We start from the raw sequence: 25,912 nt of genomic DNA, 5'->3' as shown, positions 1-25,912 counted from the left end.
ATCCAGCTCTTTGTTTCGACGCATCGGGTTATCAAAACCGGATTCCACTTTTCGCCCGATGCTCTATGACGTCATGCTGCGCTCGAACCGCCGGTCGCGCGCCCTGAGCAGCCGGCGGGCCTTCTGGATCAGCCGCCGCTTGCGGGCCTCGCCGGCGGTCTCCGCCCAGGGCGTGCGGTTGCGGTAATCCCAGTAGAGCTCGGTGAAAGGGTGGGTGCATTTGGTGTGCCAGGGCTTTTTGACGTCGGTGAAATGCACGATCGAGGGCGCCCGCGCCGCCTCATAGGCCTCCTCCTCGCTGTAGGCGGGCTCCAGCGGATTGGCGCGATAGATGCGCGTGCCGGCGTTCCACGACAGCGGCAGGGTTTTCGTGTCGTTTTCGAACAGGATGTTCAGCAGGTCCTGATCCTGCGAGACGATATAGGGGCCCTTCTTGCGAAAGGCCGAAAGCACGTCTTCCGCGATATCCATCTCCCGGAACCGGGCGATGTCGAATACCATCACGCCGGCATTGAAATAGCGGTGGTCGGCCGAAAGCTGCAGCCGGCGCGCCTGGTGGAAGCCGGCGTCATCCGGCGCGCCGGCGACGGGATGGCCTTCGAGATCGATATCCCAGAGGTTTTCGAGCGGTTCGACGACGATCGTGTCGGCGTCGATATAGATGGCCTTGTCCACGTCCTCCGGCAGGTAGCGGTGCATGACCAGCCGGTAATAGGTGGCGATTGAGACATAGTCGCGGTTGAGCGGAAGAAACCGCAGGTCGCGGTCATCGATATCGATGAATTCGAGCCGGCCGCCGGCCGCCGTGACCGTTTCGGCAAGCTTGGACCGGCTCGCCTCGGAAATATTGCCGCCATTCAGGATGAAAAAACGCAGCCGACCGGGCGTTTCAGTTGTCTTCAGGGCGGAGAGCATCGTGACGGCGGCGTGGGGCGCGTAGCGGTCGTCAACGGAGAGCACGACATTGATGTCGTCTCCCTCATCCGTCGCGCGCGCGACGACGGCGTCTCGCTTCATCCGTGCGGATTCAAGCACCTCTTCGGGGGCCACTGGCGGGCGGGGCCGCATGCCCCAGGTCAGCGGCAGTTCCCGCGCTCTGGCATCGTGAACCGCCTTGGCGTAGTGCACATAGGCGTTGGTCAGATATTCCGACAGGAAGCCCCAGATTCTCTTCTGGTAGGGGTCGTAGTCACTGGTATCGATCCGCTGTTCCGCCGTTTCCAGCGTCTCGAACAGGAAATCGCAATACTCCTGAAACAGCGGTTTGCGCATCACGGTGATGCTGTTGAAGAACACTCGGCGTCCCGCCAGCACCTGCACCAGAAACGGATAGATCGCCGGGAAACGGGCCTTCACGATCTCCTCGACGATTTCCATGTCCTTGGCGTGATGCTGATGGGCATAGAACGCGCCGGCCGACATCGGCACCTCGGTTAGGCCCGGCAGATAGATATCGCGCATCTGCGGCGTCAGGATATCTGCGCCCTCGCAGGCCTTCTCGATGAGATCGTCCTTCCAGCCGTAGCGCTCGATCTCGCGCGCCGTGACCTCGGAAAAGGCAAGGCGCTTCGGCGGCTTTTCGGCAAACACCAGCAGCCGGCGATAATGCATCATCCCGTAGACCTCGGCATCAACATTGTGCCGCATCCAGTAAAGCGCCGTCAGTTCATTCCAGCTGACGTTCTTCTCCGAGATATTGACGCCGGTATCATCTCCGATCGCGTCGGGAAACGCATGCCGCCCCAGCGCGCGGCCGGCCTGGATCGGGTTGAGATAACCAGTTTTGATCAACGGCGCCGCTTTGAAATAGACGACGGAGATGAAGATGTTTTTCGAGGTCATGAGGATTCGCATCCTTGCTTGCCGCTTGCTTCGTAAGTGAGGTTTATCAGTTGCCATTTTTCTTGACGTTTGAAGCCAGCCGGATAACCCAGATATGCCGAAGCTCATATGCTAGGAAAACGAACGTCCAAAAACCTTCCGAGTTGGTTGCGGTAACTCTTAAGCTGAGCTAGAGATGGCCGGAATTGCAATGGGCCCGATCTGCAAAAAATATAAGGCTTTGTAAATGAAAGAATGCATCTTGGTTACTGGGGGAGCCGGTTTTATCGGTTCAGCGTTAAGTAAATTTCTTGTTGAAGATCGGCAATCAGTTGTAGCCCTTGACAGCTTCTTGGATCAAGTTCATCCGTCTGGAATCCCTTCCGAGTTTTTGCATCCTGACGTCATATTGCTCAAGCGGGATGTCACCGAACGCGATACTTGGGAAAGCTTTCTGGACGAATACGACCCAAAAACTGTTGTTCATTTGGCCGCTGAGACAGGGACTGCACAGTCGTTGACCGAAAGTGTTCGCCATTCCAGAGTGAATGTTCTAGGCACATCGGAAATGCTTGATGCATTTTCGAGGCGGGGGCGCAAGCCCGATAGGATCGTCCTGGCGTCAAGCCGTGCCGTCTATGGCGAGGGCGTTTGGCGCGATCGGGAAAGCGGCCGGACGTTTCTGCCGAGTCCGCGCAGTCATGCGCAGCTTGCGGCGGGCAAGTGGGATCCGCTTAGCCCTAACCAAGGCCAAGTAGAGGCTTTGAGGCATCACGCCGCTACTGTTCCCGCGAACCCGACGAGTATTTACGGAGCAACCAAACTCACCCAGGAGCATATTCTGAAAGCCTGGTGTGGAGCATTTGGCGTACCTCTTGCGATCCTGCGCCTCCAGAACGTTTATGGCGAAGGGCAGTCGCCGCATAATTCATATACAGGCATCATAAATATCTTTCATAAGCTTGCTCATTCAAAGCAAGCCATACCGGTATATGAAGATGGTCAAATTGTTCGCGATTTCGTGCATATTGATGATGTCGTGCGGGCAATATTGGCCTCGCTGGGAGGAGCGGCAGATGATCGAGGAGCTATCGACGTTGGATCCGGGTTAGCTACATCCATCCTTGATGCAGCCCGCATCATTGCAGAAATGCATGGAGCGCCTGAACCCGTCATCTGCGGCAAGTTTCGGGACGGAGATGTGCGTAGCGCATGCGCCGATATCTCCGAGCTTGTTTCTCTGGGCGTTGTTCCCTCCGTTGATTTTGAGGAAGGCAGCCGCCGGGTGGGGCAATGGTTGGTTACCCAGCGTCATATATAACCTATGTTGGTTTTGATGCGTTCCTCTACTTCTAAAGGTTATTCTTGTCATGCCTATTTCAACTGAGCGCTCCCGTCCGACCCGGGATGCAGTAATGCAGGTGCAATCAATTGTATACGGACTGGGTCTGAAAGAAATTGAGAGGACCCTCGAGAGTCTGTCTCGAGGGTTCGAGTTAGCTCATACGGACGGCGTGCTGAAAAGCCTGCGTTTTTTTATGGGAGACACATCCTCTGAGCGCTGCATTTCGGATATCGATCTCGATTCCTTACGTCGGCGATTTGGTGACGCGATAGAGATCGATTACCACTTTTTCAACAAGAATGTTGGCTCTGCGGCGGGGCATAACTATCTCGCCGAACACGCGGAGTCTGACTACCTTATGATACTGAATCCCGATGTAGTTGTTTCCCCACGTCTTTTGCAGCGAATGATTGCTCCATTTGAATCTCGCTCTGTAGGGATGACCGAAGCTAAGCAGCTTCCTATCGAACATCCGAAAGATTATGATCCCCGTACAGGCGAAACATCTTGGGCAACCACAGCCTGTGCTGTTACACCCACGGATTTCTTCCGTGAGCTTCAAGGATTCGATTCAGACACTTTCTTCCTCTACTGTGACGACGTGGATTACTCTTGGCGTGTTCGGGAAGCGGGCAAGAAAGTTATTTTTTTGCCAGATGCTATCGCATTTCACGATAAGCGGTTAGGGCAGAGCGGGGCGTGGAAGCCGTCCTCAGCGGAGATTTATTATTCGGCACAGGCATCACTGCTCATGGCTTATAAATGGTCGAATCAAAAGCTGCTGAACAAGTTACTTTCTTTATACGAGAGCGGCCCAGAGCACGAGAGGGCTGCGTTCGAGTACTTCAGGAAAAAGCAGGAAAGTAATGCACTGCCTGAACCTCGGGATAAGTCTAATCGCATCGCGACGTTCGAAGGCTTCATGTACGCTAAACATCGGTATGCGCTATGATTTTTAATAGCAACACTCTCTACGATCACGCCTTCGAGTCCGATAATGTTTATGGTCATGCCCTCGATTTGCTCGACGAATTTGCGGAGCGCGTGGCAGATCTCCCTTCCGAGGGAGTGCATCTGGATCTTGGTTGCGGGTTTGGGCGCATCGCTGAACCGCTAACCGAGCGCTTCAATGTGACCTATGTTGGGGTAGACGGGGACGACCGTGGGTTAGAGTCGCTTGCTTCGCGAGGCTTTGAGACTCACAAGATTTTTTTCGGATCAGAGGGTCGGCTGCTTCAAGATTTGGAGGGCCTGCTGAACGGACGCCGATTGTGCTCCTTAACCATGTTGGACACACTCGAACACCTGCCAAACGGGACGGAAGTTCTCAATGTTATTCGTACTTTGATTGCTAAGTCCGCTTGCCCGGCGGTTATCAGCGTGCCGAATGTGGCGCACCGCGACATCGGCTTCAAGCTGGCGATGGGAGAATGGGACTATACTGAAGACGGCCTTTTGGATCATACCCATTGCCGTCTTTTCAACCAACGAGGTTTGGACCGGTTTCTTCGGCATTCCGGCCTGCAGACGGTTGCACGAAAGCCTGTGCGACGCTTTAGGAGCGATCAAGCTTATCCGGCAGGGCATCCGGCAGTTTCCGCCGGCTCTACGCTCAACGAAATCCTCAGCTATGTCAGGCAGGGCGTAGACGACACCGGATCCATAAATCAGTTTGTGCAACTTGTTCAGGCCGGACCTCAGTCCGCGCCTGAGCCGTTTTCTCTTGACAACCGAGAGGATTCCCGTCGTCCGTTCCTGTCAATCGTCACGCGTACTCAAGGAAAGCGCATCACAGGCCTCGAAGAGGTGGTCCTTTCTTTGACGGCACAGGAGGATACCGATTTCGAGCTTCTCGTGATTGGCCACAAACTGGAAGTCGAAGCGCAGAAGGCTGTTGAACGGGTCCTTGACGATTCTGTTGAATGGATACGTAAGAAAACTCGCGTCATACTGGTCGATGATGGTAACAGGACGCGTCCACTCAATGTGGCATTCTCTCAAGCCGCTGGGCAATATATTACGATTCTTGACGATGATGATCTGCCGCTCGCAAATTGGACGGCAACTTTCAGAAAGCTTGCAAAAGAGAAGCCGGGTGCAGTTCTGAGATGTGTCGCCGCTAAGCAGATTGTAACAACAACAAGGGCGCGCCCTGCTGGTGTCGGCATCAGAGCCATCGGAAGCTTTGAGCCATATCCGCCTGCGCTCGATCTTTTTTCGCACCTTTCTTATAATGAAACCCCGCCTGTATCGTTCGCGATTCCACGTAGTCTATTCCAGGATATTGGCATTCACTTTGATGAAACCCTGTCGACAACTGAGGACTGGGACTTCTTGGTGCGTTGCGTCTTGGTGGCAGGCGTCGCCTGTTCACCGGAAATAACTTGCATCTACCGATGGTGGTCAGATGCTGATCAGTCATCACGGACTGATCACGACCATGACGAGTGGCTTAGAAACCACGATGTTATTCTGCGAAAGTTCGATCAGCTTCCCCTGATCTTTCCTGCCGGGACCAGCCGTAGAATTCGCCAGTTGATGGGGGCGCGACAGGCCTCGTCATTGCAGGACGAGGAAGCGAGACGAATTGCGCTTTTGAGGAGCATATCCGGGGTTCTCAACTCTTGGAGCTGGAGGTTGACGAAGCCCCTTCGCTTGCCGGCCCGCTTACGGGGCAGGAAAGACCCTAAATTTAGAAAATGCTTTGACATGACCGAACAACAGTTGGCGTTTTTAGAGAAGAAGCTGCGCAATAGCGGGTCATGGCGCAAGACAGCGATTTTTAGAAAAAGGAACAGGAAGTAGCTTATGTCAGTCGGTAAGCGGTTTGCTGCCCAGCCGATGGCGCGGCATCAGGACAATTTTGCTGCGTTGCGCATGTTCGCTGCGGTGCTGGTCATCTTTGGCCACTCCTATCCGCTTACAGGTTCCGTAGCGCCAGGTTTCTTGGGGAACGCCGTACATACGATCGCGCTGAAAATCTTTTTTGTGATTAGCGGCTACCTTATAACTGAAAGCTGGATGAGGGATCGCTCGCTCATCAGGTATTTCACAAAGCGAGTGCTGCGTATTATTCCGGGGTTGGTGGTCCTGATTTTGATAACGGCTTTTGTAGTAGGGCCGATAATCACAAATTTAAGTTTTGTTGACTACTTCAATTCGAGGTCGTTATACAATTATTTTAGCAATGTTTTTCTTTATCCACGGTATAATCTTCCTGGTGTTTTTGACGGAAATCCATATCCTGTCGCGGTCAATGGCTCCCTATGGACGCTGCCGGTGGAATTTCTAATGTACATTCTTGTTCCCTTTTTATTTAAAGGTAGAATTGGTAAATATATTGTATTGCTTTCTTTGGTGATTGTTACCTTTTTCAGTGTTCTATTTTTTATTTATAAAATTTCTCCGGTCGTAATTTACGGCACAAATCTTATTAATGCGCTTGAGCTCGCGCCATATTTTCTTGCGGGTGCCGCCTACAGAGTTTGGGACGGCAGACGATTTCTCAATCTCCAAGTTGCGTTAGCTATTTTGCTGATAGCGCCATTGGCTGTGCAAGGCCGGGTCAGCGCCGAGATTCTACTTCTGATTGTCTTGCCTTATTCCGTGCTAGCCTTCGGGTTCAGTTCTCCGCCTGTTTTCAGAGGCCTAGATAGGTTCGGTGATATTTCCTATGGGGTCTATCTTTACGCCTTTCTCGTGCAGCAGATATTCTGTCAGTATCTGGATTTGGCGGGAAGGCCCGGAATCAATTTTCTACTCTCGGTAACTGTAGTCATTCCATTGGGCTGGCTGTCTTGGCATTACGTCGAAAGCCCTGCGCTTAAGTTAAAGCCGCGAAAGTCGCGCAAGCCTGAGCCTCTTGCCGCGTCCAATATCGTGGTGTAGTTCGAGGCAGCAATTTATGGAACGAGAGGCAACCGGCCATGGACATTCAGAAACTCGATATTCCAGGGCTGCTGCTCATCACTCCCCGCCGGTTCGGCGACGAGCGGGGGTTCTTCTCCGAGAGCTGGAACCGCAAGGCGCTTGAGTCCCACGGCGTCGATATCGATTTCGTGCAGGACAATCATTCGCTTTCCAAGACGGTGGGCACGGTGCGGGGGCTGCATTTCCAGGCGCCGCCGCATGCGCAGGCGAAGCTGGTGCGGTGCGGGCGGGGTCGGCTCTTTGATGTGGCGGTGGATGCGCGCAAGGGCTCTCCGACCTTTGGCAAATGGTTCGGCGTCGAGCTTTCCTTCGACAACGGCCAGCAACTGCTGATCCCGGAAGGGTTTCTGCACGGCTTCATGACGCTCGAGCCCGATACCGAGATCATCTACAAGTGCTCGGATTATTATGCGCCGGAATGCGACGGCAGCGTGCGTTTCGACGACCCCGACATCGGCATCGACTGGCCGCTCAAGGATATCGATTTCACCGTTTCGGCAAAGGATCGCGATGCGCCGTCCTTTACGGCTTTCGACAATCCCTTCACATTCTGAGGTCCACTCATGAAACTTCTCGTCACCGGCGGGGCAGGCTTTATCGGTTCGGCCGTGGTGCGGCTCGCGGTCGCGCGCGGCTTTGACGTCGTCAATCTCGATGCGCTCACCTATGCCGCCTGTCTCGAAAATGTCGCAAGCGTGGCCGACAGCCCGCTTTACGCCTTCGAGCAGGCCGACATCCGCGATCGCGCGGCGCTCGACCGCGTCTTCGCAAAACACCAGCCTGACGCGGTGATGCATCTTGCGGCCGAAAGCCATGTCGACCGCTCGATCGACGGGCCGGGCGATTTCATCGAGACCAATATCAACGGCACCTACAACATGCTGGAGGCGGCGCGCGCCTATTGGGTCGCTCGCGGCCGGCCTGAAGGGTTCCGCTTCCACCATATCTCGACCGACGAGGTGTTCGGCTCGCTTGGGCCGGAGGGTATGTTCACCGAAGAAACACCCTATGATCCGCGTTCGCCCTATTCCTCTTCCAAGGCGGCGTCGGACCATCTGGTGCGCGCCTGGCACGAAACCTATGGCCTGCCGGTGCTGGTGACCAATTGCTCCAACAATTACGGGCCCTATCACTTCCCCGAAAAGCTGATCCCGGTGGTGATCCTCAATGCGCTCGCCGGCAAGGAAATTCCGGTTTATGGCAAGGGCGAGAACATCCGCGACTGGCTCTATGTCGAAGACCATGCCGACGCGCTTTTGACCGTCATCACCAAGGGCAAGGTCGGCCGCAGCTACAATGTCGGCGGTGAAAACGAACGCACCAATCTGGAACTGGTGCGCACCATCTGTGCCATTCTGGACGAGAAGCGGCCGCGGGAGGCCGGCAGCTATGCCGATCTCATCACCTTCGTCACCGACCGGCCGGGCCATGATCTGCGCTATGCGATCGATCCGGCGCGTATCGGCGCGGAGCTCGGCTGGCGTCCCTCCGTCAGCGTCGAGGAGGGGCTGGCGAAGACGGTTCAGTGGTATCTCGACAATGAGGCATGGTGGCGGGCGCTGCAAAGCCGCAAGGGCGTCGGCGAACGGCTCGGGGTGAAGGCATGATCCTGGTTTTCGGACAATCCGGCCAGGTCGCGACCGAGTTGAAGCGAATCCTGCCGGATGCGGTGTTTCTGTCGCGAGAGCAGGCCGATCTGGCGAACCCTGCCGCCTGTGCCGCGGCAATTGCCGAGCATAGGCCTGCCGCCGTCATCAACGCCGCCGCCTACACAGCCGTGGACAAGGCCGAAAGCGACGAGGAGACGGCGCTGAACGTCAATGCCACGGCGCCCGGCGCCATGGCGCGCGCTGCAGCCGGGCTCGGCATCCCCTTCGTCCATATCTCGACCGATTACGTTTTTGCCGGCACGGGCGACAAGCCGTTTTCGCCGGACGATCCGACCGCGCCGCTCGGCGCCTATGGCCGCACCAAGCTTGCCGGCGAACAGCTTGTGGCGCGCGCCGGCGGGCCTTTCGCGATCCTGCGCACAAGCTGGGTGTTCTCCGCCCATGGCGGCAATTTCGTCAAGACGATGCTGCGTCTCGCCGAAAGCCGCGACAGCCTGACCATCGTCGCCGACCAGATCGGCGGGCCGACCTCGGCGCGCGCGATCGCGCTTGCCTGCAAGGTGATGGCCGAGCAGCTGATCAGGGACCCGGCGAAATCCGGCATCTATCATTTCTCCGGCGTGCCGGATACGAGCTGGGCCGATTTCGCCCGCGCCATCTTCGAAATGGCGGGCAGGGCGGTCACGGTCACCGATATTCCGACATCGGAGTATCCGACGCCAGCCGCGCGTCCGCTGAATTCTCGGCTCGATTGTTCGACGCTGTCCGCCTTCGGCCTCGCGCGGCCGGACTGGCGGACGGATCTAGCGCACGTTCTGACTGAACTGGGGGCATTATCATGAAGCCACGCAAGGGCATTATTCTGGCCGGCGGGTCGGGCACGCGGCTTTATCCGCTGACGATGGCGGTCTCGAAGCAGCTGATGCCGATCTATGACAAGCCGATGATCTATTATCCGCTGTCGGTGCTGATGCTGACGGGCATTCGCGAGATCGCGATCATCACCACGCCGGACGATCAGGATCAGTTCAAGCGGCTTCTGGGCGATGGCAGCCAGTGGGGTCTGAGCCTCACCTTCATTACCCAGCCCTCGCCGGACGGGCTTGCGCAGGCCTATATCCTGGCGGAGGAGTTCCTCGATGGCGCGCCATCGGCGATGACGCTCGGTGACAATATCTTCTTCGGCCACGGCCTGCCGGAGTTGCTGGCCGCGGCCGATGCCAAGACATCCGGCGGCACGGTGTTCGGCTATCATGTCGCCGATCCGGAGCGCTACGGCGTGGTCGCCTTTGACAGGGACGGCAACGCAAGTCAGATCATCGAGAAGCCGGAAGTGCCGCCATCGCATTATGCCGTGACGGGGCTTTATTTTCTTGATGGCGAGGCCCCGGAACGCGCCCGCGCGGTCAAGCCATCGCCGCGCGGCGAACTGGAGATCGTCACGCTGCTGGAAAGCTATCTGCACGAGGGCAAGCTTGCGGTGGAACGGATGGGGCGGGGCTATGCCTGGCTCGACACCGGCACGCATTCAAGCCTGCTCGACGCCGGCAATTTCGTGCGCACGCTTTCGGTGCGGCAGGGCATGCAGTCCGGATGTCCCGAAGAGATCGCCTACCGCAATGGCTGGATCGATGCGGAAGTGCTGCGCCAGCACGCCGAAATCTTCCGCAAGACCGATTACGGACGATATCTGTTCGAGTTGCTGACAGCTGAGCACCAGCTCGGCTGATCCGCGCTTACCTTGAGCGAAAAAAGAACCCGGGCCTGGGCCCGGGGCACTTACGTTATAGGCAATGTCCGTGATCGAAGGAACTGTCCTCAGGCCGCCTTGCGCGGATGGCGGCCCTCTTCGACCTCCTCGACGATCTTGTCCACGAAGGCCGGCAGGTCGTTGGGGTTGCGGGAGGTGATGATGCCGTTGTCGGTCACCACCTCGCGGTCGACCCAGTTGGCGCCGGCATTCTTCATATCGGTGCGGATCGACGGATAGGAGGTCGCCTCGCGGCCCTTCAGCACATCGGCCTCGACCAGCATCCACGGACCGTGGCAGATCGCCGCGACGATCCGGCCGGAGCTGACGAATTCCTTGACGATGGCGACGGCCTTTTCACTGGTGCGCAGTACATCCGGGTTGATCTGGCCGCCGGGCAGCACGATGGCATCATAGTCTTCGACATTGACGTCATCGACCGTCAGATCGGCATCGACGCTGTCGCCCCAGTCCTTCTCGTCCCAGCTCTTGATCGGGCCTTTCTTGAGGGAGGCAATCGTCACGGCTGCGCCCTTCTGCTTCAGACTATCGAGCGGCACGCGCAGCTCGGAGCGTTCATAGCCGTTGGTAGCAAGAATAAGAATCTTGGATTGGGTGATACCAGGCATGGTGTCCTCCTGACTTATCGTTGTGGCAGGGCCTTCCGCAGGCCGCCTTCTGCTCACAAAACGCCGCAGGTTCGAGGACGTTCCAAATTTTCGGGAAACAGTTCACCCGAAGTTCCCGGATGCTTTTGGTCGAATGCACAAGGCGGCGTGCAAATCGCGGAGTTGCCTGGCACCCGCCTGATGGCCGCAAACGCTCAGCCCCGCTTCGCCACCGGCCGAATGCTGTTTCCGGCCTCCACCACCAGCGGGTCAAATCCGCTGCCGGGCTGTTCCAGCATCTCGAAAAGCTGGGCGCGCATGCGCGGTTCCCAGAACTTGCTGATGTGGTCGGCCACGCCGGCCACCGCCTCGTCATGCGGGCGGGTGCGGAAGAAGGCGGCGATCTGGTTTGCCATATGGGTGAGCTTTTCAGGTGCCATTTATTTGTCCTTAGCCAAAGGGGGTACCGGCGGGCGACAGATCTACTCTGCCGCCTCGACCCGCCGGGCCTGTCTCGAAAAGCTTTCATACTCTTCCTGCCAGTCGGTCGGGCCGTTGGAGGGCGAGACCTGAACCGCCGTCACCTTGTATTCCGGGCAGTTCGTCGCCCAGTCGGAGAAATCCGTGGTGATGACATTGGCCTGGGTGGCCGGGTGGTGGAAAGTTGTATAGACGACGCCCGGCGACATCCGGTCGGTGATCTTCGCCCTCAGGCTGGTTTCGCCGGATCGGCTCTGCAGCTTCACCCAGTCGCCGTTCTTGATGCCGCGAAGCTCCGCATCATGCGGATGGATTTCGAGTACGTCTTCCTCGTGCCAGACGACATTGTCCGTCCGCCGGGTCTGCGCGCCGACATTATACTGGCTGAGAATGCGGCCCGTGGTCAGAAGCAGCGGGAAGCGCGGTCCGGTCTTCTCGTCGGTCGCCACGTAATCGGTGCGGATGAAGCGGCCCTTGCCGCGCACGAAGCCGTCGATATGCATGATCGGGGTGCCGTCCGGCGTCTTGTCATTGCAGGGCCACTGGACCGAGCCTTTCTTGTCCAAGAGTTCATAGGTGACATTGGCAAAGCTCGGCGTGGTCGCGGCGATCTCCGCCATGATCTCGGACGGGTGCGTATAGGACCAGTTGCCGCCCATCGCGTTTGCGAGCAGTTGCGTCACCTCCCAGTCGGCATAGCCGGCCTTCGGCGACATCACCTTGCGCACCCGGTTGATGCGCCGCTCGGCATTTGTGAAGGTGCCGTCCTTTTCCAGGAAGGTCGAGCCGGGCAGGAAGACATGGGCGTAATTCGCCGTCTCGTTCAGGAAGATGTCGTGGACGATGACGCATTCCATCGCCGCCAGTCCGGCGGACACATGCTTGGTGTCGGGGTCGGACTGCAGAATATCCTCGCCCTGGCAGTAAAGTCCCTTGAACGTGCCATCGACGGCGGCATCTAGCATGTTGGGAATGCGTAGGCCCGGCTCATCCGAGATCGGCACGCCCCAGGCCTTTTCAAAGATATCGCGGACATCGGCATTGTTGACGTGGCGGTAACCCGGCAGTTCGTGCGGGAAGGAGCCCATGTCGCAGGAGCCCTGAACGTTGTTCTGGCCGCGCAGCGGGTTCACGCCGACGCCACGGCGACCGATATTGCCGGTCATCATCGCAAGATTGGCAAGGCCGATGACGGTGGTCGAGCCCTGCGAATGTTCGGTCACGCCAAGGCCGTAATAGATCGCCGCATGGCCGCCCTTCGCATAAAGCCGGGCCGCTTCTCGAACGGTTGCGGGCGGAATACCCGTCAGCGCCTCGACGGTTTCCGGGCTGTTGGCAAGCTCGGCGGCGAAGGCCGCGTAATCCTGAAACTCATCCCAGTCGCAGCGTTCGCGGATAAAGGCCTCGTCGTAAAGCTTTTCAGTGACGATCACATGCGCAAGGGCGGTGACGACGGCGACGTTGGTGCCGGGGCGCAGCGCCAGATGATGGCTTGCCGCCACATGCGGCGTCCGGACCAAATCGATGCGGCGCGGATCGATGACGATGAGCTTCGCGCCCTGCCGCAGACGCTTTTTCAGCCGCGAGGCAAACACCGGATGCCCGTCGGTCGGATTGGCGCCGATGACGAGCGCGACATCAACGTCTTCAACACTGTCGAAATCCTGCGTTCCCGCCGAGGTGCCGAAGGTCTGGCCGAGGCCGTAGCCGGTCGGCGAATGGCAGACGCGGGCGCAGGTATCGGTATTGTTGTTGCCGAAAACGGCGCGGGCGAGTTTCTGCACCAGATAGGTCTCTTCATTGGTGCAGCGCGACGAGGTGATGACGCCGATCGAATCCTGCCCGTAATTCGCTTGGAGACGGCGCAGCCGGGACGCCGCAAAGCCGAGCGCCTCCTCCCAAGAGACCTCGCGCCAGGGGTCGGTGATGTTCTCCCGGATCATCGGGTTCAGGGCACGGTCCTTGTGGCTGGCGTAGCCATAGGCGAAACGGCCCTTGACGCAGGAGTGGCCGTGATTGGCCTTGCCATCCTTGTAGGGCACCATGCGCACCAGTTCCTCGCCGCGCATTTCCGCCTTGAACGAGCAGCCAACGCCGCAATAGGCGCAGGTGGTGACGACGGAATGTTCCGGCTGGCCGATATCGATGATCGACTTTTCCTGAAGCGTCGCCGTCGGGCAGGCCTGTACGCAGGCGCCGCAGGACACGCATTCGGAGCCGAGGAAATCATCGCCGAAGCTGCCGGGCGACACGCGGGATTCGAAACCGCGTCCCTCGATCGTCAACGCGAATGTGCCCTGCACTTCCTCGCAGGCGCGCACGCAGCGCGAGCAGACGATGCATTTCGACGGGTCGTAGGTGAAATAGGGGTTGCTCTCGTCCTTCGGCAAATAGCGGGCGTTCACCTCGCCAACGCCGTCGCGCGTCTTCACATGGTTGCCGCCGTCATAGCCGTAGCGCACATCGCGCAGGCCCACGGCGCCGGCCATATCCTGCAATTCGCAATCGCCATTGGCCGCGCAGGTGAGGCAATCGAGCGGATGGTCCGAGATGTAGAGTTCCATCACGCCGCGACGTAGCGTCTTCAACTGGTCGGTCTGGGTCGAAACCACCATGCCATCGGCAACCGGCGTGGTGCAGGAGGCCGGCGTGCCGCGCCGTCCCTCGATTTCCACCAGACACAGCCGGCAGGAGCCGAAGGCGTCGACCATGTCTGTCGAGCACAGCTTGGGGATGGCGATCCCGGTTTCCATGGCCGCCCGCATCACCGATGTGCCTTCCGGAACGGTGACCTTGAAGCCGTCAATCGTGAGCGTGACCGTCGCTTCCGATTTCGAAGCCGGGGTGCCGTAATCGATTTCCTTGATCAGGGACATGTCACTACTCCGCTGCTTCTGCCGGTTGGGGACGCGACTGAGGACGCGGTCCGAAATCCTCAGGGAAATGGGTGAGCGCGCTTGAAACCGGATAGGGCGTGAAGCCGCCCAGCGCGCAGAGCGAACCTAGCCGCATCGTGTTGCAGAGGTCGTCCAGTAGCGCCTTCTGCTCCGTCACTCCGGCGCCGGCGGCGATCTTGTCGATCACCTCCGCGCCGCGCACCGCGCCGATGCGACAGGGCGTGCATTTGCCGCAGCTTTCCGCCGCGCAGAATTCGAAGGCGAAACGCGCCTGCTTCATCATGTCGGCCGTATCGTCAAAGACGACGATGCCGGCATGGCCGATCAGCCCGTTATTGGCGGTGAAGGCTTCATAGTCGAAGGGAATATCGAAATGGCTCGTCGGGAAATAAGCGCCGAGCGGACCGCCCACCTGCACGGCCTTCACCGGCCGGCCGCTTGCCGTGCCGCCGCCGATATCGTAGATCAGCTCATTCAGCGTGATGCCGAAGGCGGTCTCGAACAGCCCGCCATGTTTGATATTGCCGGCAAGCTGAATCGGCATGGTGCCCCGCGACTTGCCGATGCCGAAGTCGCGGTAATAGTCCGCGCCGCGGTCCAGAATCAGCGGGATGGAGGCCAGCGACAGCACGTTGTTGACCACGGTCGGACAGCCGAACAGACCTTCAAGCGCCGGCAGCGGCGGCTTGGCGCGCACCACGCCGCGCTTGCCCTCCAGGCTGTTGAGCATGGAGGTTTCCTCGCCGCAGACATAGGCCCCCGCGCCGACGCGTATTTCCATATCGAAAACATGACCGGAGCCGAGCACCGATGGCCCCAGAATGCCCTCCCGGCGCGCGATCTCGATCGCCTTCCGCATGGTCTCAATCGCATGCGGATATTCGGAACGGGTGTAGATATAGCCCTTGGTGGCGCCGGTCGCGATGCCCGCAATCGCCATACCCTCGATCAGAACGAAGGGATCGCCTTCCATGATCATTCGGTCGGCAAATGTGCCGCTGTCGCCCTCATCGGCATTGCAGACGATGTATTTCTGCGGGCCTGCCGCCTTGCGCACCGTGTCCCATTTGATGCCGGTGGGAAAACCCGCGCCGCCGCGCCCGCGCAGGCCGCTGTCGGTGACAGTCTGGACGATATCCGCGCTTTCCATCGCGATCGCGTTTTCCAGACCGCGCAGCCCCTTGTAATGGCGATAGTCGGCGACCGACAGCGGATCCGTAACGCCGCAGCGGGCAAAGGTCAGTCGCGTCTGCCGCTTCAGGAACGGCAGTTCCCGCGTCTCGCCAAGGAAAAGCGAATGCGCCGCGCCATCGAGAAAGCCCGCATCGAACAGGCTTTCGACATCCGGCGCCTTCACCGGGCCATAGGCAACGCGGCCATGGTCGGTGCGCACCTCCACCATCGGCTCCAGCCAGTGCAGGCCGCGCGAGCCATTGCGCACGATTTCGGCCTCCAGCCCGCGCGCGACAAGCATTTCGGAAATCGCCGACGCCACCCTGTCGGCGCCAACGGCGAGGGCTGCGGCATCGCAAGGGATAAAGATTACGGGTTTCATTGTCCGGCCTCCGCAACGACATCCTTCAGCGTCGCTTCGTCAAGCCGGCCGTAAAGCGCGTCATCCAGCATCGCCGCCGGCGCGCAGGAACAGAGCCCGAGACAGTAGACAGGTTCAAGCGTCAGCCTGCCATCCGCGGTCGTTTCGTGCCAGTCAAGGCCGAGGGCCAAGCGCAGACCATCGGCCAGCGCTTCCCCGCCCATGGACTGGCAGGCTTCGGCGCGACAAATTTTCAAGACGTGACGGCCGGCCGGTTCGCGGCGAAAATCGTGATAGAAGCTCATCACGCCATGCACTTCGGCGCGGCTGAGGTTCAGCATCTCCGCGATAAGCCGCAATGCGGCTTCCGGGATATGGCCAAATTCGCGCTGAACATCGTGCAGGACCGGCAGCAGCGGCGCTTCGCGCTGCAGATGGTCTTCGACAATCGCGGTTGTGCGTGCGGCAACCGCCTCCCGCTCGAAACCCAGATCCATCATGCTCCTCCGCCTCTACGACTGATCTCAAAAATGTCATATTTTTGGACGGACAATCAATGCGGCAGTTCCGTCGGCCGATGGCATTCACTTATAGATGACTGCAACACTCATGTTTCATGCCTCGGCCAGATGCCGCACCTGCCGCAGAAAGGCCGAGATCAAGGGCGCATAGGGCTCGCGATGCGTGGCAACGAGGCCGACCTCGGACCCGGCCACGGGATCGATGATCGGTATGGTCTTCAGGGTCTCGTTTGCAAGGCTCGTCGCCAGGCTCTCGGGCATGATGGTCGACCACAGCCCGGTCTGCACATGGGCAAACAGCGTGACGATCGAATCCGATTCCAGCGTCGGCGCGACATCGGCGGAAACCTGCGTGAGGATGCCGTCGAGTATGCGCCGGTTCTGCATGTCCTTTGTCAGAAGACAGAGCGGCAGGCGGCTGACGTCGTTCCATGTGATCCGCCTGGCCTCGCCGAGATCGGTTTCGGCATGGGTCACGAGGCAATAGGTCTCGCGGTAGAGCGGGATCTGCGTGACCTTCCCCACCGGTTCGTTCTCGAGATAGGTGATGCCGACGTCGATCTCGAGATTTTCCAGAAGTGACAGGATTTCGGCGGAGGAACGCGACAGCACCGAGACCGTGACGCCGGGATTGCTCGCGACAAACGGCGCCGTCAGCGTCGGGACATAGGAAAGCGCGGTGGGGATGGCCGCAACCCTCAAATGACCGCTCAAGCCCTCGCGAACGGCCTTCAGTTCCTGCTGCATGGTGCGCGCGTCGGCCACCAGCCGCCGCGCCCATTCCAGCACCCGCTGGCCTTCGGGCGTCAGCCCCTGATAGCGCGAGCCGCGTAGCACCAGGAGAACGCCCAACTGCTCCTCAAGCTGTTTGATCGATGCCGAAAGCGCCGGCTGCGAAACCCCGCAGGCTTCCGCCGCGCGCCCGAAATGCCGCTCACGCGCCAAAGTTATGAACATTTCCAGTTTCTCGATCATGCATCTTCCATTCGGGGCAAACACGCATAGGGCACGCTTTATGCACTTTGCCAAGGCGGCGGCGATTGCGCCACCGCCGGGGCCAGTTTGTTCACCGGTCGCTTGCGCCGTCACATATGGTGCTTTTCATGCACCGGCCTCACCAGAAAATTGGCAATCAGCGCGATGACCAGCAAGCCGGCCATGGCGTACATGGTCGTGTTGTAGAGGCTCGGCGTCGGGTCGACGGTGCCCGCCGGCGCGATCTCCATCAGTTGCGCGATGGTCACCGTCTTGGCGGCGATCAACTGGTCGAGCTGATCGATACCGGCACCGAATTTCTCGGCAAACGCCGCCGGGTCGACCTTCGACGCCAGATCGTGGAGCGCGTTGTTCAGCGACATGTTGCGCAGGCCGGTGATTGCCAGCGGGCCGAGGACCCCCGCCGTGCTCCACGCCGTCAGCAGCCGGCCGTGGATGCCGCCGACGAACTTGGTGCCGAAAATATCCGCCAGATAGGCCGGGATGGTGGCGAAACCGCCGCCATACATGGTGAAGATGATCATCGTTGCGGCATAGAACATCACCAGCCACAACACTGCCGGGTTGATGCTGACCTGATGCGCGGCAAATGGGATCGACAGGTAGAGGATCGTGCCGAGCACGAAGAAGCAGTAATAGGTGTTCTTGCGGCCGATATAATCCGACATCGAGGCCCAGAAGAACCGGCCGAGCATGTTGAACACGGAGATCATGAACACATAGGTCGCGGCGAAGGCGGAATTGACGATCAGCGGCAGCGTGGTACCGAAAATCTCCGTCATCATCGTCTTGGCGACGCCGATCACGCCGATGCCGGCCGTCACGTTGAAGCAGAGAATGATCCACAACAGATAGAATTGCGGCGTCTTGAGCGCCTGATCGATGTGAACGTGGCTCTGGGTGATCATCTTGCGCGATGCGGCATCCGCCGTCGGCGGCGTCCAGCCTTCCGGTTTCCAGCCCTCCTGCGGGACGCGATAGGAGAAGGCGGCAATCATGATGACAACAAAATAGACGATGCCGAGCGTGAAGAACGTTCCTTCGGCGCCGGTATTGCCGGTGCCCACGACGTAGACGCCGGGATCAATGGCGATGGGCGCCTCGGCCGCCTGCCGGGCGGTGGCCACCACCACTTCGACAAGCTGGCCATTGACTTCGGCCATGCGCTTGCCGCCCTCGATGACGATGTTGACGGCGTCCTGGGGCCCGAGAAGCTGCGGCGCCTTGTAATAGAGCCCCAGAAGGAATTCCTGGATCGGCGTGGCGATCATCGCCCCGCCGCCGAAGCCCATGATTGCAAGGCCGGTCGCCATGCCGCGCCGGTCGGGAAACCATCGGATCAGGGTCGAGACCGGCGAGACATAGCCAAGCCCGAGCCCGCAGCCGCCAATGGCGCCATAACCGAGATAAAGCAGCCAGAGCTGGTGGGTCATGATGCCAAGTCCGCCGATGATCAGCCCGCCGCCCCAGCAGAACGCGGCGACAACGCCGACCATGCGCGGGCCGACTTCCTCCAGCCATTTGCCCGCGAAAGCGGCCGACAGCCCGAGAAACACGATCGCCACGGAGAAAATCCAGACGACGGAGGACAGGCTCCAGTCGCCCGGCGCCGGCGCAACCACGCCGAACTGCTTGACCAGCGGCGGGTTGAAAATGCTCCAGGCATAGACGGAGCCGATGCACAGATGAATCGCGATCGATGCCGGCGGAACCTTCCAGCGGTTGAAACCGTCTTTCGCGACGATGTGTTCTTTCTTCAGCTTATCAAACATGTGTCGTTCCCTCCCAAGAACGCAATTCGCCGCGCCCGCTTGCCCAATCGATAGGTCTATCTGGCGCAGCTTCGTTAGTTCCTGAGCTGATGACGCAGTAACGCATCGCAGGCTGGAGCACAGAATCGCAACGCCCGCGATCGAACGCAGCTCGGAGGGAGGGTATTCTACGCCCATCCTGTTTCAATTAAATAAAATAATGATTTTCTCAAATTTATATTTTATTAGTGAAATTTAATTATTATATATACTTTGAGATTTATCTCAAAAATATTTTTATCGATAATAAAATTGAATTTTATAAATATCTCAGCCGCCTGCATCAGGAAGCCGGAGCGCAGCTATATGAAAAGTAGGTTTAGAGAAATGGTGCCCAGACGCGGATTCGAACCACGGACACGCGGATTTTCAATCCGCTGCTCTACCAACTGAGCTATCTGGGCCATCGCCCGGAGGGCGAGGAGAGGGCGGCAGGCGCCCCTGAGTGAGCGCGTTTATAGCATCTTGTTTTTTCAAGTCCAGCGGCAAAAAGCGGAATTTCCAAGAATTTTAACAGGCGAAAGCGGCGCGCCGGAACTGGCCGGCCCTCTCAGTTCGGATTTCGCCCGACGATGCGATCTGCCAGGCGCACGACCTCTCCCAGCCGCGGGTTGCCGAGTTCGTAGACCGTTTCATTATTCTGCCGCCGCATGACGATCAAGCCGGACTGCAGAAGCTTCGCGATCGTCGAGATCAGCGGCTTGAAAGCCAGGCCGGTGGCGTGGCTGAGTTCAATCAGCGTTCTGGAGCCGGACTGGAGCGCTCTTGCTATGGCAAGCCGATGGTCGAAGGCGAGTGCCGACAGGAGTTCAGCCGCGCCGTGAAGCTTTGCGTCTGCTTCCGTCGACCGGTTGAGGCGAATGACGACGCCGTTATGATTCATGATGTTGACCCATATTTTTTAAGTAAAATCTAATTTAGGTAATGATTTTACTTTATTTGGTTTTCTTTCCGAACTTCTAATTTAGCGGATACCTGGTAAAAATCCAGTTGGAAGCGGATTTTTTAGCGCTTCTATTGGCGGGTGTTTTGTGTTCGATTGTTAGCGCTGTCAACTGTATTTTTTATTGTCCGGGAATTCAGGCGCGGCGCGTGGCTCTCCCGCACCTGAATGTCTCATGGGGGCATCAAAACGAAAACGCACCGGCGATTTGTTCAGCGCGGGCGAATGCAACCTGACCACGGAGAAGATCCGGCTGCGCATCCCCGAACCGCTAACGATTGCTTCTGCTGCGGCGCAACAAATGGGGACGTTCATATTGCGGTGCAATTCACAATTGCCAATCGGATGCGACGTGATAACCTTGGTCCCAAGGGGAAAGCAGGTAAGAATGACGACAGTTTCCGAGACGCCGCCAAAGCCTATGGTTATCACCCGCCGGTTGCGGGAAAGCATCAGGCTCCATCTTGAGAATATCTATCCGGATCATGATTCCCGCGCGCTGACGCGGCAGGTGCTTGAGGCCTTCTGGAGCGACGGCGTTGTGCCGCGCAAACGCGGCCGCACCGCCGGCAACAATATGTGGAGCGCGGACAACACCTATGTCATCACCTACGGCAACTCGATCATCGATGGCGAGCACAAGCCGCTTTCGCTGTTGCAGGATTTTCTGACCGAGAATCTGAAGGGCGTGATCAAGGGCGTGCACATCCTGCCCTATTTCCCCTATACATCGGACGATGGTTTCGCGATCACCGATTACCGGGTGGTCGACAGCGGGCTGGGCGGCTGGGAGGATATCGAACGCATCAGCCGCGAGTTCCGTCTGATGTCGGATTTGGTGCTGAACCATTGTTCCAGCCAGAGCGCCTGGTTCAACGAGTTCCGCATGGGTCACGCGCCCTATAAGGATTTCTTCTTCACCGCCTCGCCGGAGGACGATCTTTCCGACGTCGTGCGCCCGCGCGCCCATCCGCTGCTGCGCAAGGTCGAGACAGCCGATGGCGACAAATATGTCTGGTGCACCTTCAGCCACGACCAGGTGGATTTCGACTTCTCCAATCCGGAAGTGCTGCTGGAATTCCTGCGCATCATGCGCTTCCACATCAATCGCGGCGTGCGCACGATCAGGCTGGATGCCTGCGCCTTCATGTGGAAGGAGGTCGGCACCTCCTGCATTCATTTGCCGCAGACCCACGAGATCATCCGGCTGATGCGCGTGCTTGCTGATTTCAGCGAGGAAAGCGTCGTTCTCATCACCGAGACCAATGTGCCGAATGTCGAAAACCTCAGCTATTTCGGCAATCGCAACGAAGCGCACATGATCTACAATTTCTCGCTGCCGCCGCTGATCGTGCATGCACTTTTGAACGGCACCTCGCAGTTTCTGAATGCCTGGCAGATGGCGATGCCGCCGGCGCAGATGGGCTGCGCCTATTTCAACTTCACCGCCTCGCATGACGGCATTGGGCTTCGCCCGGCCGAAAGCCTGCTGTCGGAAGAGGCGATCACCGGCATGGTCGAGACCATCCAGCAGTTTGGCGGTCGGGTATCGATGCGGCAGCTTTCCGATGGCTCGATGCGGCCCTATGAGATGAATGTGTCGCTGTTCGACGCGCTGAAGGGCACGGTGAGGGGCGAGGACGAGCACAATATCGCCCGCTTCCTCTGCAGCCAGACGATCGCGATGGCGCTGGAGGGCATACCGGCCTTTTATATCCATTCGCTGCTGGCGACCAGCAACGATGCCGAGGGCGTCGAGAAATCCGGCCACAACCGCGCGATCAACCGCCACCGCTGGAACTACGACAAGCTGCAGCAAGCCCTTGGCGACGAGACAACGCAGCATGCCAGGGTGTTCAACGAAATGTGCCGGCTGATCGGCATCCGCACAAGACAGCAGGCTTTTCACCCGAACGCGACGCAGTTCACGCTTCATCTCGGCGAAAAGCTGTTCGGCTTCTGGCGCCAGAGCGTCGACCGCTCGCAGAGCGTGTTCGCGATCAACAATGTCACCGACGAGGCGCTGGAGATTCCGGCCATGTCGCTCAACCTGATCGGCGGCGAGAACTGGACGGACCTGATTACCGGCGAGCAGATCACCGCCGGAGGCAACAAGATCTCCTTTGCGCCCTATCAGTGCCGCTGGATATCGAACCGGGCATAGCGCGCAGGGCGAGCACGAAGTCCGGTTTTCGCGACACCTTCCCGTGACAGGGCAGTGTGCGACAATTCTGCGTCTTGAATTCGACTTCTACAAATGACATCTCTTTTGGAAAATAATTCCAATAGGAGGAGACGTCATGAACATGCCCCTTCCTTTCACGCCGGACCCGGCGCTGAAGCCCGAGGTCCATGGTTTTTTCGACCCCGCGACCAACACGATCTCCTATATCGTGAAGGACCCGGCCTCCGATGCCTGCGCGGTCATCGACAGCGTCATGGATTTCGACCAGGCCGCCGGCCGCATCAGCTTTGAAAGTGCGGACCGGCTGATCGAGTTTATCCGCAGCCATGGCTGGCGGCTGGAATGGATCATCGAGACCCATGTTCACGCCGACCATCTTTCCGGCGCGCCCTACATTCAGGAGCAGCTCGGCGGCAAGCTCGGCATTGGCGAGAACATCACCATCGTTCAGGATACGTTCGGCAAGATTTTCAACGAGGGCACCGCGTTCCAGCGCGACGGCTCCCAGTTCGACCGGCTGTTTGGCGATGGCGACAGCTATCAGATCGGCACGATGACCGCCCATGTCATGCACACGCCCGGCCATACGCCGGCCTGCATGACCCATGTGATCGGCGATGCCGCCTTCGTCGGCGATACGCTGTTCATGCCGGATGGCGGGTCGGCGCGCGCCGATTTCCCTGGCGGCGATGCCCGCACGCTCTACCGCTCCATCAAGCGCGTTCTTGCGTTGCCGCCGGAAACGCGGCTGTTCATCTGTCATGACTACGGGCCGAATGGCCGCGATATCGCTTGGGAAACCACGGTCGGTTCGGAGCGCGAACACAACATCCATCTCAGAGACGGCATCAGCGAGGACGAGTTCGTAAAGATGCGCGAGGCGCGCGACGCCACGCTCTCCATGCCCCGGCTGATCCTGCCCTCGCTGCAGGTCAACATGCGCGCCGGCGAAATCCCGAAGGACCAGGATGGCCGGCCGATGCTGAAACTGCCGATCAACGCCCTTTGATATTGCCGCTTACCGCGCCGGTTTGCGCGCGTAGTAGATCGTCTCGAAACGCGCGCCGAGCCCGTCATAGAGCAGAAGCCGGCCGATCAGCGGTTCGCCCGCGCCGGTGATCAGCTTTACCGCCTCCATAGCCATCAGCGTGCCGATCACGCCGGTAACGGGGCCGATCACGCCGGCCTCGGCGCAGGACGGCACGAGGCCTGCCGGGGGCTTTGTCGGATAGAGGTCGCGGTATCGCGGGTTTAGCGTCCCGTCCTTGCCTGTTTCATAAGGCTTCAGCACCGTCAGCGAGCCGTCGAAGCGGCCGACGGCGCCGGTCACCAGCGGGATTTCCGCCCGCTCCGCCGCATCGGCGGCGCGATAGCGCGTGTCGAAATTGTCGGAACCGTCGATCAGAAGATCGAAGCCCTTCAGCACGGCGTCGATATTGCCGTCCTCAAGCCGCTCGTCATAGCGCCGGCAGATGACATGCGGGTTGAGGCGGGCGATTGCGCGGGCGGCGCTTTCTGTCTTGCTTTGGCCGATCGTGCCGGTGTCGTGGATAACCTGCCGCTGCAGGTTGGAAAGGCTGACGCCGTCATCATCGGCGATGCCGAGCGTGCCGACGCCGGCAGCCGCCAGATAGGCAAGCACCGGCGCGCCGAGCCCGCCCGCGCCGATCACCAGCACGCGGGCGCGTTTGAGCGCCTGCTGGCCCGGGCCGCCGATTTCCGGCAGCACGATGTGGCGGGCGTAACGCTCTATTTCTTCGGCGGAAAAGGGTTCAATGTCGCTCATCATTTCACTATATCAGGCGCGGCAGGAACGGATAGCCAAGAACCCGCAAACGTGATGGAAAACCCCATGCGTGACGACCGTATTCTTAAACTGGAAGAAACCGTCGCCTACCAGGCGAAAACCATCGACGAATTGTCGGAACAGCTTGCCGCCCAGTGGAAGGAAATCGACCGGCTGAAGAAGCAGTTCGAGGTGTTGACCGACCGGTTCCTGACGCTGGAAGAGACCGCCGGCGAACGCCCGGCAATCACCAAGCCGCCGCACTATTGAGACTTTTCCTCGGCGATGCTGCCGGCGGCGACGTTGAAGAACTGGCCGCGTTCGCCAAGCGCGTCAAACAGCGTCCTGTCGGTGCCGGTCATGAAGGCCTGGCCGCCGATATCGTCGATCCGCTCGAACAGGGCCGCGCGCCTGCCGGCATCGAGATGGGCGGCGACCTCATCGAACAGCATGATCGGCGGATGGCTACTAATGCGGCGGGTGAGCTTGGCATGGGCCAGCACGAGGCCGATCAGTAGCGCCTTCTGCTCGCCGGTGGAGCAGAGCGCCGCCTCCATCGCCTTTGCGGCGTGGCGCACCTCCAGATCGCTGCGGTGCGGGCCGTCGAGCGTGCGTCCCGCGCCGGCATCGCGGAAACGCTCCTCCTCCAGCAGCGCGCGGTAGCGGTCCTCGAGGTCGATGGCCGGCGCTTCGGCGTGATCGGCGAAGAAGCCGGAAAGCGCGATCTCGGGGGCAGGGAAGGGCGAGCCGCCCGTCGTCTCTTCGATCAGCGCGGCAAGCAGCGTGACCAGTTCGCGCCGCGCCAGCGCCATCGCCACGCCGAGACCCGCCATCTGCTCCTCCAGTCCGGAAAGCCAGGCCGGCTCCATGCGCCGTTCGGACAGCAGCCGGTTGCGCGAGCGCATGGCGCGCTCGAAATCGGCAACCCGGCGGCCATGGCTGGGATCGATCGACAGAACCATGCGGTCGACGAAGCGGCGGCGGTCGGCGGCCGCGCCGGTGAATAGCCCGTCCATCGCTGGTGTCAGCCAGATCACCCGGGCATGGTCGAGAAGCTCGTCGCCGGTCGCCGCTGGCGTGCCGTTGATGCGCACCTTGCGGCCCGCCCCCTCGACGCCATCCGTGCCGGTGCCGATCGAGACCGACCCCTCCATGCCTTCCAGTTCGGCAAACACGGTGAACCCGGCCACCGCCTCCTTGCGCGTCACCTGCCCGTAGGCCGCCCGCCTCAAACCACGGCCCGGCGAGAGAAACGAAACAGCCTCCATCAGATTGGTCTTGCCCGAGCCATTATCCCCCGTCAGCACCACATGCCGCCCATCAAAGGAAAGCGCCGCCTTTTCATAATTGCGGAAATCCGTGAGCTTCAGCGCGGTGAGGAAGATCGAGGGCAGCATGGCACCGGTGTTCGGTTCAAATCAGTCCGCTTCTTATGCGGCAAAAGCGGACGGGGTGAAAGGCCGGCGATGATATTGCACTGCCAGCGGCTCTTCCACTTGGTTTAATATGGTAGCGCGACACCCGCCCTTCCTTCTTGAGTCATGCTCGGACTTGATCCGAGCATCCAGGCGGTTCAAGCCGCTGAATTTGTAAAGATCTATAACGAGACTTTGCTGGGCGACCTGGATCCTCGGGTCAAGTGTAAAGCCCGGAGACATCCCTTACAGGTGTTCGGAGAGATGCCTGACAGTTATT

Annotated in this window: 22 protein-coding genes and 1 tRNA gene; 11 read left to right on the top strand and 12 right to left on the bottom strand. The window is 59.3% G+C overall.

The annotated features are described in order from the left end of the window. Positions 1-63: 63 nt before the first annotated feature. The gene (locus V6767_RS14915) at positions 64-1,842 is read right to left on the bottom strand and encodes a DUF4422 domain-containing protein (RefSeq protein ID WP_448474199.1); all 1,779 of its coding nucleotides are present in this window, start codon (positions 1,840-1,842) and stop codon (positions 64-66) included. Positions 1,843-2,068: 226 nt separating this feature from the next. Here V6767_RS14915 and V6767_RS14910 point away from each other — a divergent pair, with 226 nt between their 5' ends. The 8 genes from V6767_RS14910 (at position 2,069) to rfbA (ending at position 10,435) form a co-directional block, all read left to right on the top strand. Continuing rightward, complete coding sequence (locus tag V6767_RS14910; protein WP_448474198.1) at positions 2,069-3,142, top strand: NAD-dependent epimerase/dehydratase family protein; 1,074 nt, start codon at positions 2,069-2,071, stop codon at positions 3,140-3,142. Positions 3,143-3,236: 94 nt separating this feature from the next. Next, positions 3,237-4,118, top strand: a complete 882-nt coding sequence (locus V6767_RS14905; RefSeq protein ID WP_448474197.1) for a glycosyltransferase — start codon at positions 3,237-3,239, stop codon at positions 4,116-4,118. Beyond that, on the top strand, positions 4,115-5,971 hold the full coding sequence (locus V6767_RS14900) for a methyltransferase domain-containing protein (RefSeq protein ID WP_448474196.1): 1,857 nt from the start codon (positions 4,115-4,117) through the stop codon (positions 5,969-5,971). The genes V6767_RS14905 and V6767_RS14900 overlap by 4 nt, the downstream gene beginning before the upstream one ends. Positions 5,972-5,974: 3 nt before the next feature. Further along, positions 5,975-7,054 (top strand): acyltransferase family protein, encoded by a 1,080-nt coding sequence (locus V6767_RS14895; RefSeq protein WP_448474195.1) that lies wholly within the window; start codon positions 5,975-5,977, stop codon positions 7,052-7,054. Positions 7,055-7,092: 38 nt separating this feature from the next. Next, the gene (rfbC, locus tag V6767_RS14890) at positions 7,093-7,650 is read left to right on the top strand and encodes a dTDP-4-dehydrorhamnose 3,5-epimerase (protein WP_448474194.1); all 558 of its coding nucleotides are present in this window, start codon (positions 7,093-7,095) and stop codon (positions 7,648-7,650) included. Positions 7,651-7,659: 9 nt separating this feature from the next. Next, positions 7,660-8,703 (top strand): dTDP-glucose 4,6-dehydratase, encoded by a 1,044-nt coding sequence (rfbB, locus tag V6767_RS14885; RefSeq protein WP_448474193.1) that lies wholly within the window; start codon positions 7,660-7,662, stop codon positions 8,701-8,703. Then, a complete protein-coding gene (gene rfbD / locus V6767_RS14880) occupies positions 8,700-9,548 on the top strand; it encodes a dTDP-4-dehydrorhamnose reductase (protein ID WP_448474192.1) in 849 nt (282 codons plus the stop codon). Before rfbB ends, rfbD begins: the two co-directional genes overlap by 4 nt. After that, positions 9,545-10,435: a glucose-1-phosphate thymidylyltransferase RfbA gene (gene rfbA / locus V6767_RS14875; RefSeq protein ID WP_448474191.1), complete on the top strand. Its 891-nt coding sequence runs from the start codon at positions 9,545-9,547 to the stop codon at positions 10,433-10,435. The genes rfbD and rfbA overlap by 4 nt, the downstream gene beginning before the upstream one ends. Positions 10,436-10,524: 89 nt before the next feature. On the opposite strand, the gene V6767_RS14870 is transcribed toward rfbA, so the two are convergent. The 9 genes from V6767_RS14870 to V6767_RS14830 all read right to left on the bottom strand — a co-directional run bounded on the left by V6767_RS14870 (position 10,525) and on the right by V6767_RS14830 (position 20,186). Then, positions 10,525-11,085 carry a type 1 glutamine amidotransferase domain-containing protein gene (locus V6767_RS14870; protein WP_448474190.1) on the bottom strand — a complete coding sequence of 187 codons (561 nt, stop codon included), beginning with the start codon at positions 11,083-11,085 and terminating at the stop codon, positions 10,525-10,527. 194 nt (positions 11,086-11,279) lie between these two features. Then, positions 11,280-11,504, bottom strand: coding sequence for a formate dehydrogenase subunit delta (locus tag V6767_RS14865; protein WP_448474189.1), 225 nt, complete (start codon positions 11,502-11,504; stop codon positions 11,280-11,282). 42 nt (positions 11,505-11,546) lie between these two features. Then, positions 11,547-14,420 carry a formate dehydrogenase subunit alpha gene (fdhF, locus tag V6767_RS14860; RefSeq protein ID WP_448474188.1) on the bottom strand — a complete coding sequence of 958 codons (2,874 nt, stop codon included), beginning with the start codon at positions 14,418-14,420 and terminating at the stop codon, positions 11,547-11,549. Between the two features lie 4 nt (positions 14,421-14,424). Continuing rightward, entirely contained in the window at positions 14,425-15,996 is a 1,572-nt protein-coding gene (locus V6767_RS14855; RefSeq protein WP_448474187.1) for a formate dehydrogenase beta subunit, read from the bottom strand. Next, positions 15,993-16,472 (bottom strand): formate dehydrogenase subunit gamma, encoded by a 480-nt coding sequence (locus V6767_RS14850; RefSeq protein ID WP_448474263.1) that lies wholly within the window; start codon positions 16,470-16,472, stop codon positions 15,993-15,995. Before V6767_RS14850 ends, V6767_RS14855 begins: the two co-directional genes overlap by 4 nt. A gap of 117 nt (positions 16,473-16,589) precedes the next feature. Continuing rightward, positions 16,590-17,471, bottom strand: coding sequence for a LysR family transcriptional regulator (locus V6767_RS14845; RefSeq protein ID WP_448474186.1), 882 nt, complete (start codon positions 17,469-17,471; stop codon positions 16,590-16,592). A gap of 110 nt (positions 17,472-17,581) precedes the next feature. Then, positions 17,582-19,264, bottom strand: coding sequence for an OFA family MFS transporter (locus V6767_RS14840; RefSeq protein WP_448474185.1), 1,683 nt, complete (start codon positions 19,262-19,264; stop codon positions 17,582-17,584). Positions 19,265-19,631: 367 nt separating this feature from the next. Next, a tRNA-Phe gene (locus tag V6767_RS14835) sits at positions 19,632-19,707 on the bottom strand. A gap of 146 nt (positions 19,708-19,853) precedes the next feature. Further along, the gene (locus V6767_RS14830; protein ID WP_230719226.1) at positions 19,854-20,186 is read right to left on the bottom strand and encodes an ArsR/SmtB family transcription factor; all 333 of its coding nucleotides are present in this window, start codon (positions 20,184-20,186) and stop codon (positions 19,854-19,856) included. Positions 20,187-20,634: 448 nt separating this feature from the next. On the opposite strand from V6767_RS14830, the gene V6767_RS14825 reads away from it, so the two are divergent. Both V6767_RS14825 and V6767_RS14820 read left to right on the top strand, forming a co-directional pair. Next, positions 20,635-22,410 carry a sugar phosphorylase gene (locus V6767_RS14825; RefSeq protein ID WP_448474184.1) on the top strand — a complete coding sequence of 592 codons (1,776 nt, stop codon included), beginning with the start codon at positions 20,635-20,637 and terminating at the stop codon, positions 22,408-22,410. Between the two features lie 136 nt (positions 22,411-22,546). Further along, positions 22,547-23,440, top strand: a complete 894-nt coding sequence (locus tag V6767_RS14820; protein WP_448474183.1) for an MBL fold metallo-hydrolase — start codon at positions 22,547-22,549, stop codon at positions 23,438-23,440. Positions 23,441-23,449: 9 nt separating this feature from the next. Here V6767_RS14820 and V6767_RS14815 read toward each other — a convergent pair whose 3' ends face one another. Then, entirely contained in the window at positions 23,450-24,217 is a 768-nt protein-coding gene (locus tag V6767_RS14815; RefSeq protein WP_448474182.1) for a molybdopterin-synthase adenylyltransferase MoeB, read from the bottom strand. A gap of 66 nt (positions 24,218-24,283) precedes the next feature. Between V6767_RS14815 and V6767_RS14810 the strand changes: the two genes are divergently transcribed. Further along, positions 24,284-24,487, top strand: a complete 204-nt coding sequence (locus V6767_RS14810) for a SlyX family protein (protein ID WP_448474181.1) — start codon at positions 24,284-24,286, stop codon at positions 24,485-24,487. Here the strand turns inward: V6767_RS14810 and recF are convergent. Next, positions 24,481-25,614, bottom strand: a complete 1,134-nt coding sequence (gene recF, locus V6767_RS14805; protein ID WP_448474180.1) for a DNA replication/repair protein RecF — start codon at positions 25,612-25,614, stop codon at positions 24,481-24,483. The genes V6767_RS14810 and recF overlap by 7 nt on opposite strands. Between the last annotated feature and the right edge of the window lie 298 nt (positions 25,615-25,912).

This window comes from Martelella sp. FLE1502 (genome assembly GCF_053484255.1).
This window is presented reverse-complemented; position numbering and strand designations above follow the sequence as displayed.

Bases quoted from the DNA above. Each gene is read 5' to 3' on its own strand.
- V6767_RS14915 (WP_448474199.1), bottom strand. From the start codon at position 1,842: ATGACCTCGAAAAACATCTTCATCTCCGTCGTCTATTTCAAAGCGGCG.
- V6767_RS14910 (WP_448474198.1), top strand. From the start codon at position 2,069: ATGAAAGAATGCATCTTGGTTACTGGGGGAGCCGGTTTTATCGGTTCA.
- V6767_RS14905 (WP_448474197.1), top strand. From the start codon at position 3,237: ATGCAGGTGCAATCAATTGTATACGGACTGGGTCTGAAAGAAATTGAG.
- V6767_RS14900 (WP_448474196.1), top strand. From the start codon at position 4,115: ATGATTTTTAATAGCAACACTCTCTACGATCACGCCTTCGAGTCCGAT.
- V6767_RS14895 (WP_448474195.1), top strand. From the start codon at position 5,975: ATGTCAGTCGGTAAGCGGTTTGCTGCCCAGCCGATGGCGCGGCATCAG.
- rfbC (WP_448474194.1), top strand. From the start codon at position 7,093: ATGGACATTCAGAAACTCGATATTCCAGGGCTGCTGCTCATCACTCCC.
- rfbB (WP_448474193.1), top strand. From the start codon at position 7,660: ATGAAACTTCTCGTCACCGGCGGGGCAGGCTTTATCGGTTCGGCCGTG.
- rfbD (WP_448474192.1), top strand. From the start codon at position 8,700: ATGATCCTGGTTTTCGGACAATCCGGCCAGGTCGCGACCGAGTTGAAG.
- rfbA (WP_448474191.1), top strand. From the start codon at position 9,545: ATGAAGCCACGCAAGGGCATTATTCTGGCCGGCGGGTCGGGCACGCGG.
- V6767_RS14870 (WP_448474190.1), bottom strand. From the start codon at position 11,085: ATGCCTGGTATCACCCAATCCAAGATTCTTATTCTTGCTACCAACGGC.
- V6767_RS14865 (WP_448474189.1), bottom strand. From the start codon at position 11,504: ATGGCACCTGAAAAGCTCACCCATATGGCAAACCAGATCGCCGCCTTC.
- fdhF (WP_448474188.1), bottom strand. From the start codon at position 14,420: ATGTCCCTGATCAAGGAAATCGATTACGGCACCCCGGCTTCGAAATCG.
- V6767_RS14855 (WP_448474187.1), bottom strand. From the start codon at position 15,996: ATGAAACCCGTAATCTTTATCCCTTGCGATGCCGCAGCCCTCGCCGTT.
- V6767_RS14850 (WP_448474263.1), bottom strand. From the start codon at position 16,472: ATGGATCTGGGTTTCGAGCGGGAGGCGGTTGCCGCACGCACAACCGCG.
- V6767_RS14845 (WP_448474186.1), bottom strand. From the start codon at position 17,471: ATGATCGAGAAACTGGAAATGTTCATAACTTTGGCGCGTGAGCGGCAT.
- V6767_RS14840 (WP_448474185.1), bottom strand. From the start codon at position 19,264: ATGTTTGATAAGCTGAAGAAAGAACACATCGTCGCGAAAGACGGTTTC.
- V6767_RS14830 (WP_230719226.1), bottom strand. From the start codon at position 20,186: ATGAATCATAACGGCGTCGTCATTCGCCTCAACCGGTCGACGGAAGCA.
- V6767_RS14825 (WP_448474184.1), top strand. From the start codon at position 20,635: ATGACGACAGTTTCCGAGACGCCGCCAAAGCCTATGGTTATCACCCGC.
- V6767_RS14820 (WP_448474183.1), top strand. From the start codon at position 22,547: ATGAACATGCCCCTTCCTTTCACGCCGGACCCGGCGCTGAAGCCCGAG.
- V6767_RS14815 (WP_448474182.1), bottom strand. From the start codon at position 24,217: ATGAGCGACATTGAACCCTTTTCCGCCGAAGAAATAGAGCGTTACGCC.
- V6767_RS14810 (WP_448474181.1), top strand. From the start codon at position 24,284: ATGCGTGACGACCGTATTCTTAAACTGGAAGAAACCGTCGCCTACCAG.
- recF (WP_448474180.1), bottom strand. From the start codon at position 25,614: ATGCTGCCCTCGATCTTCCTCACCGCGCTGAAGCTCACGGATTTCCGC.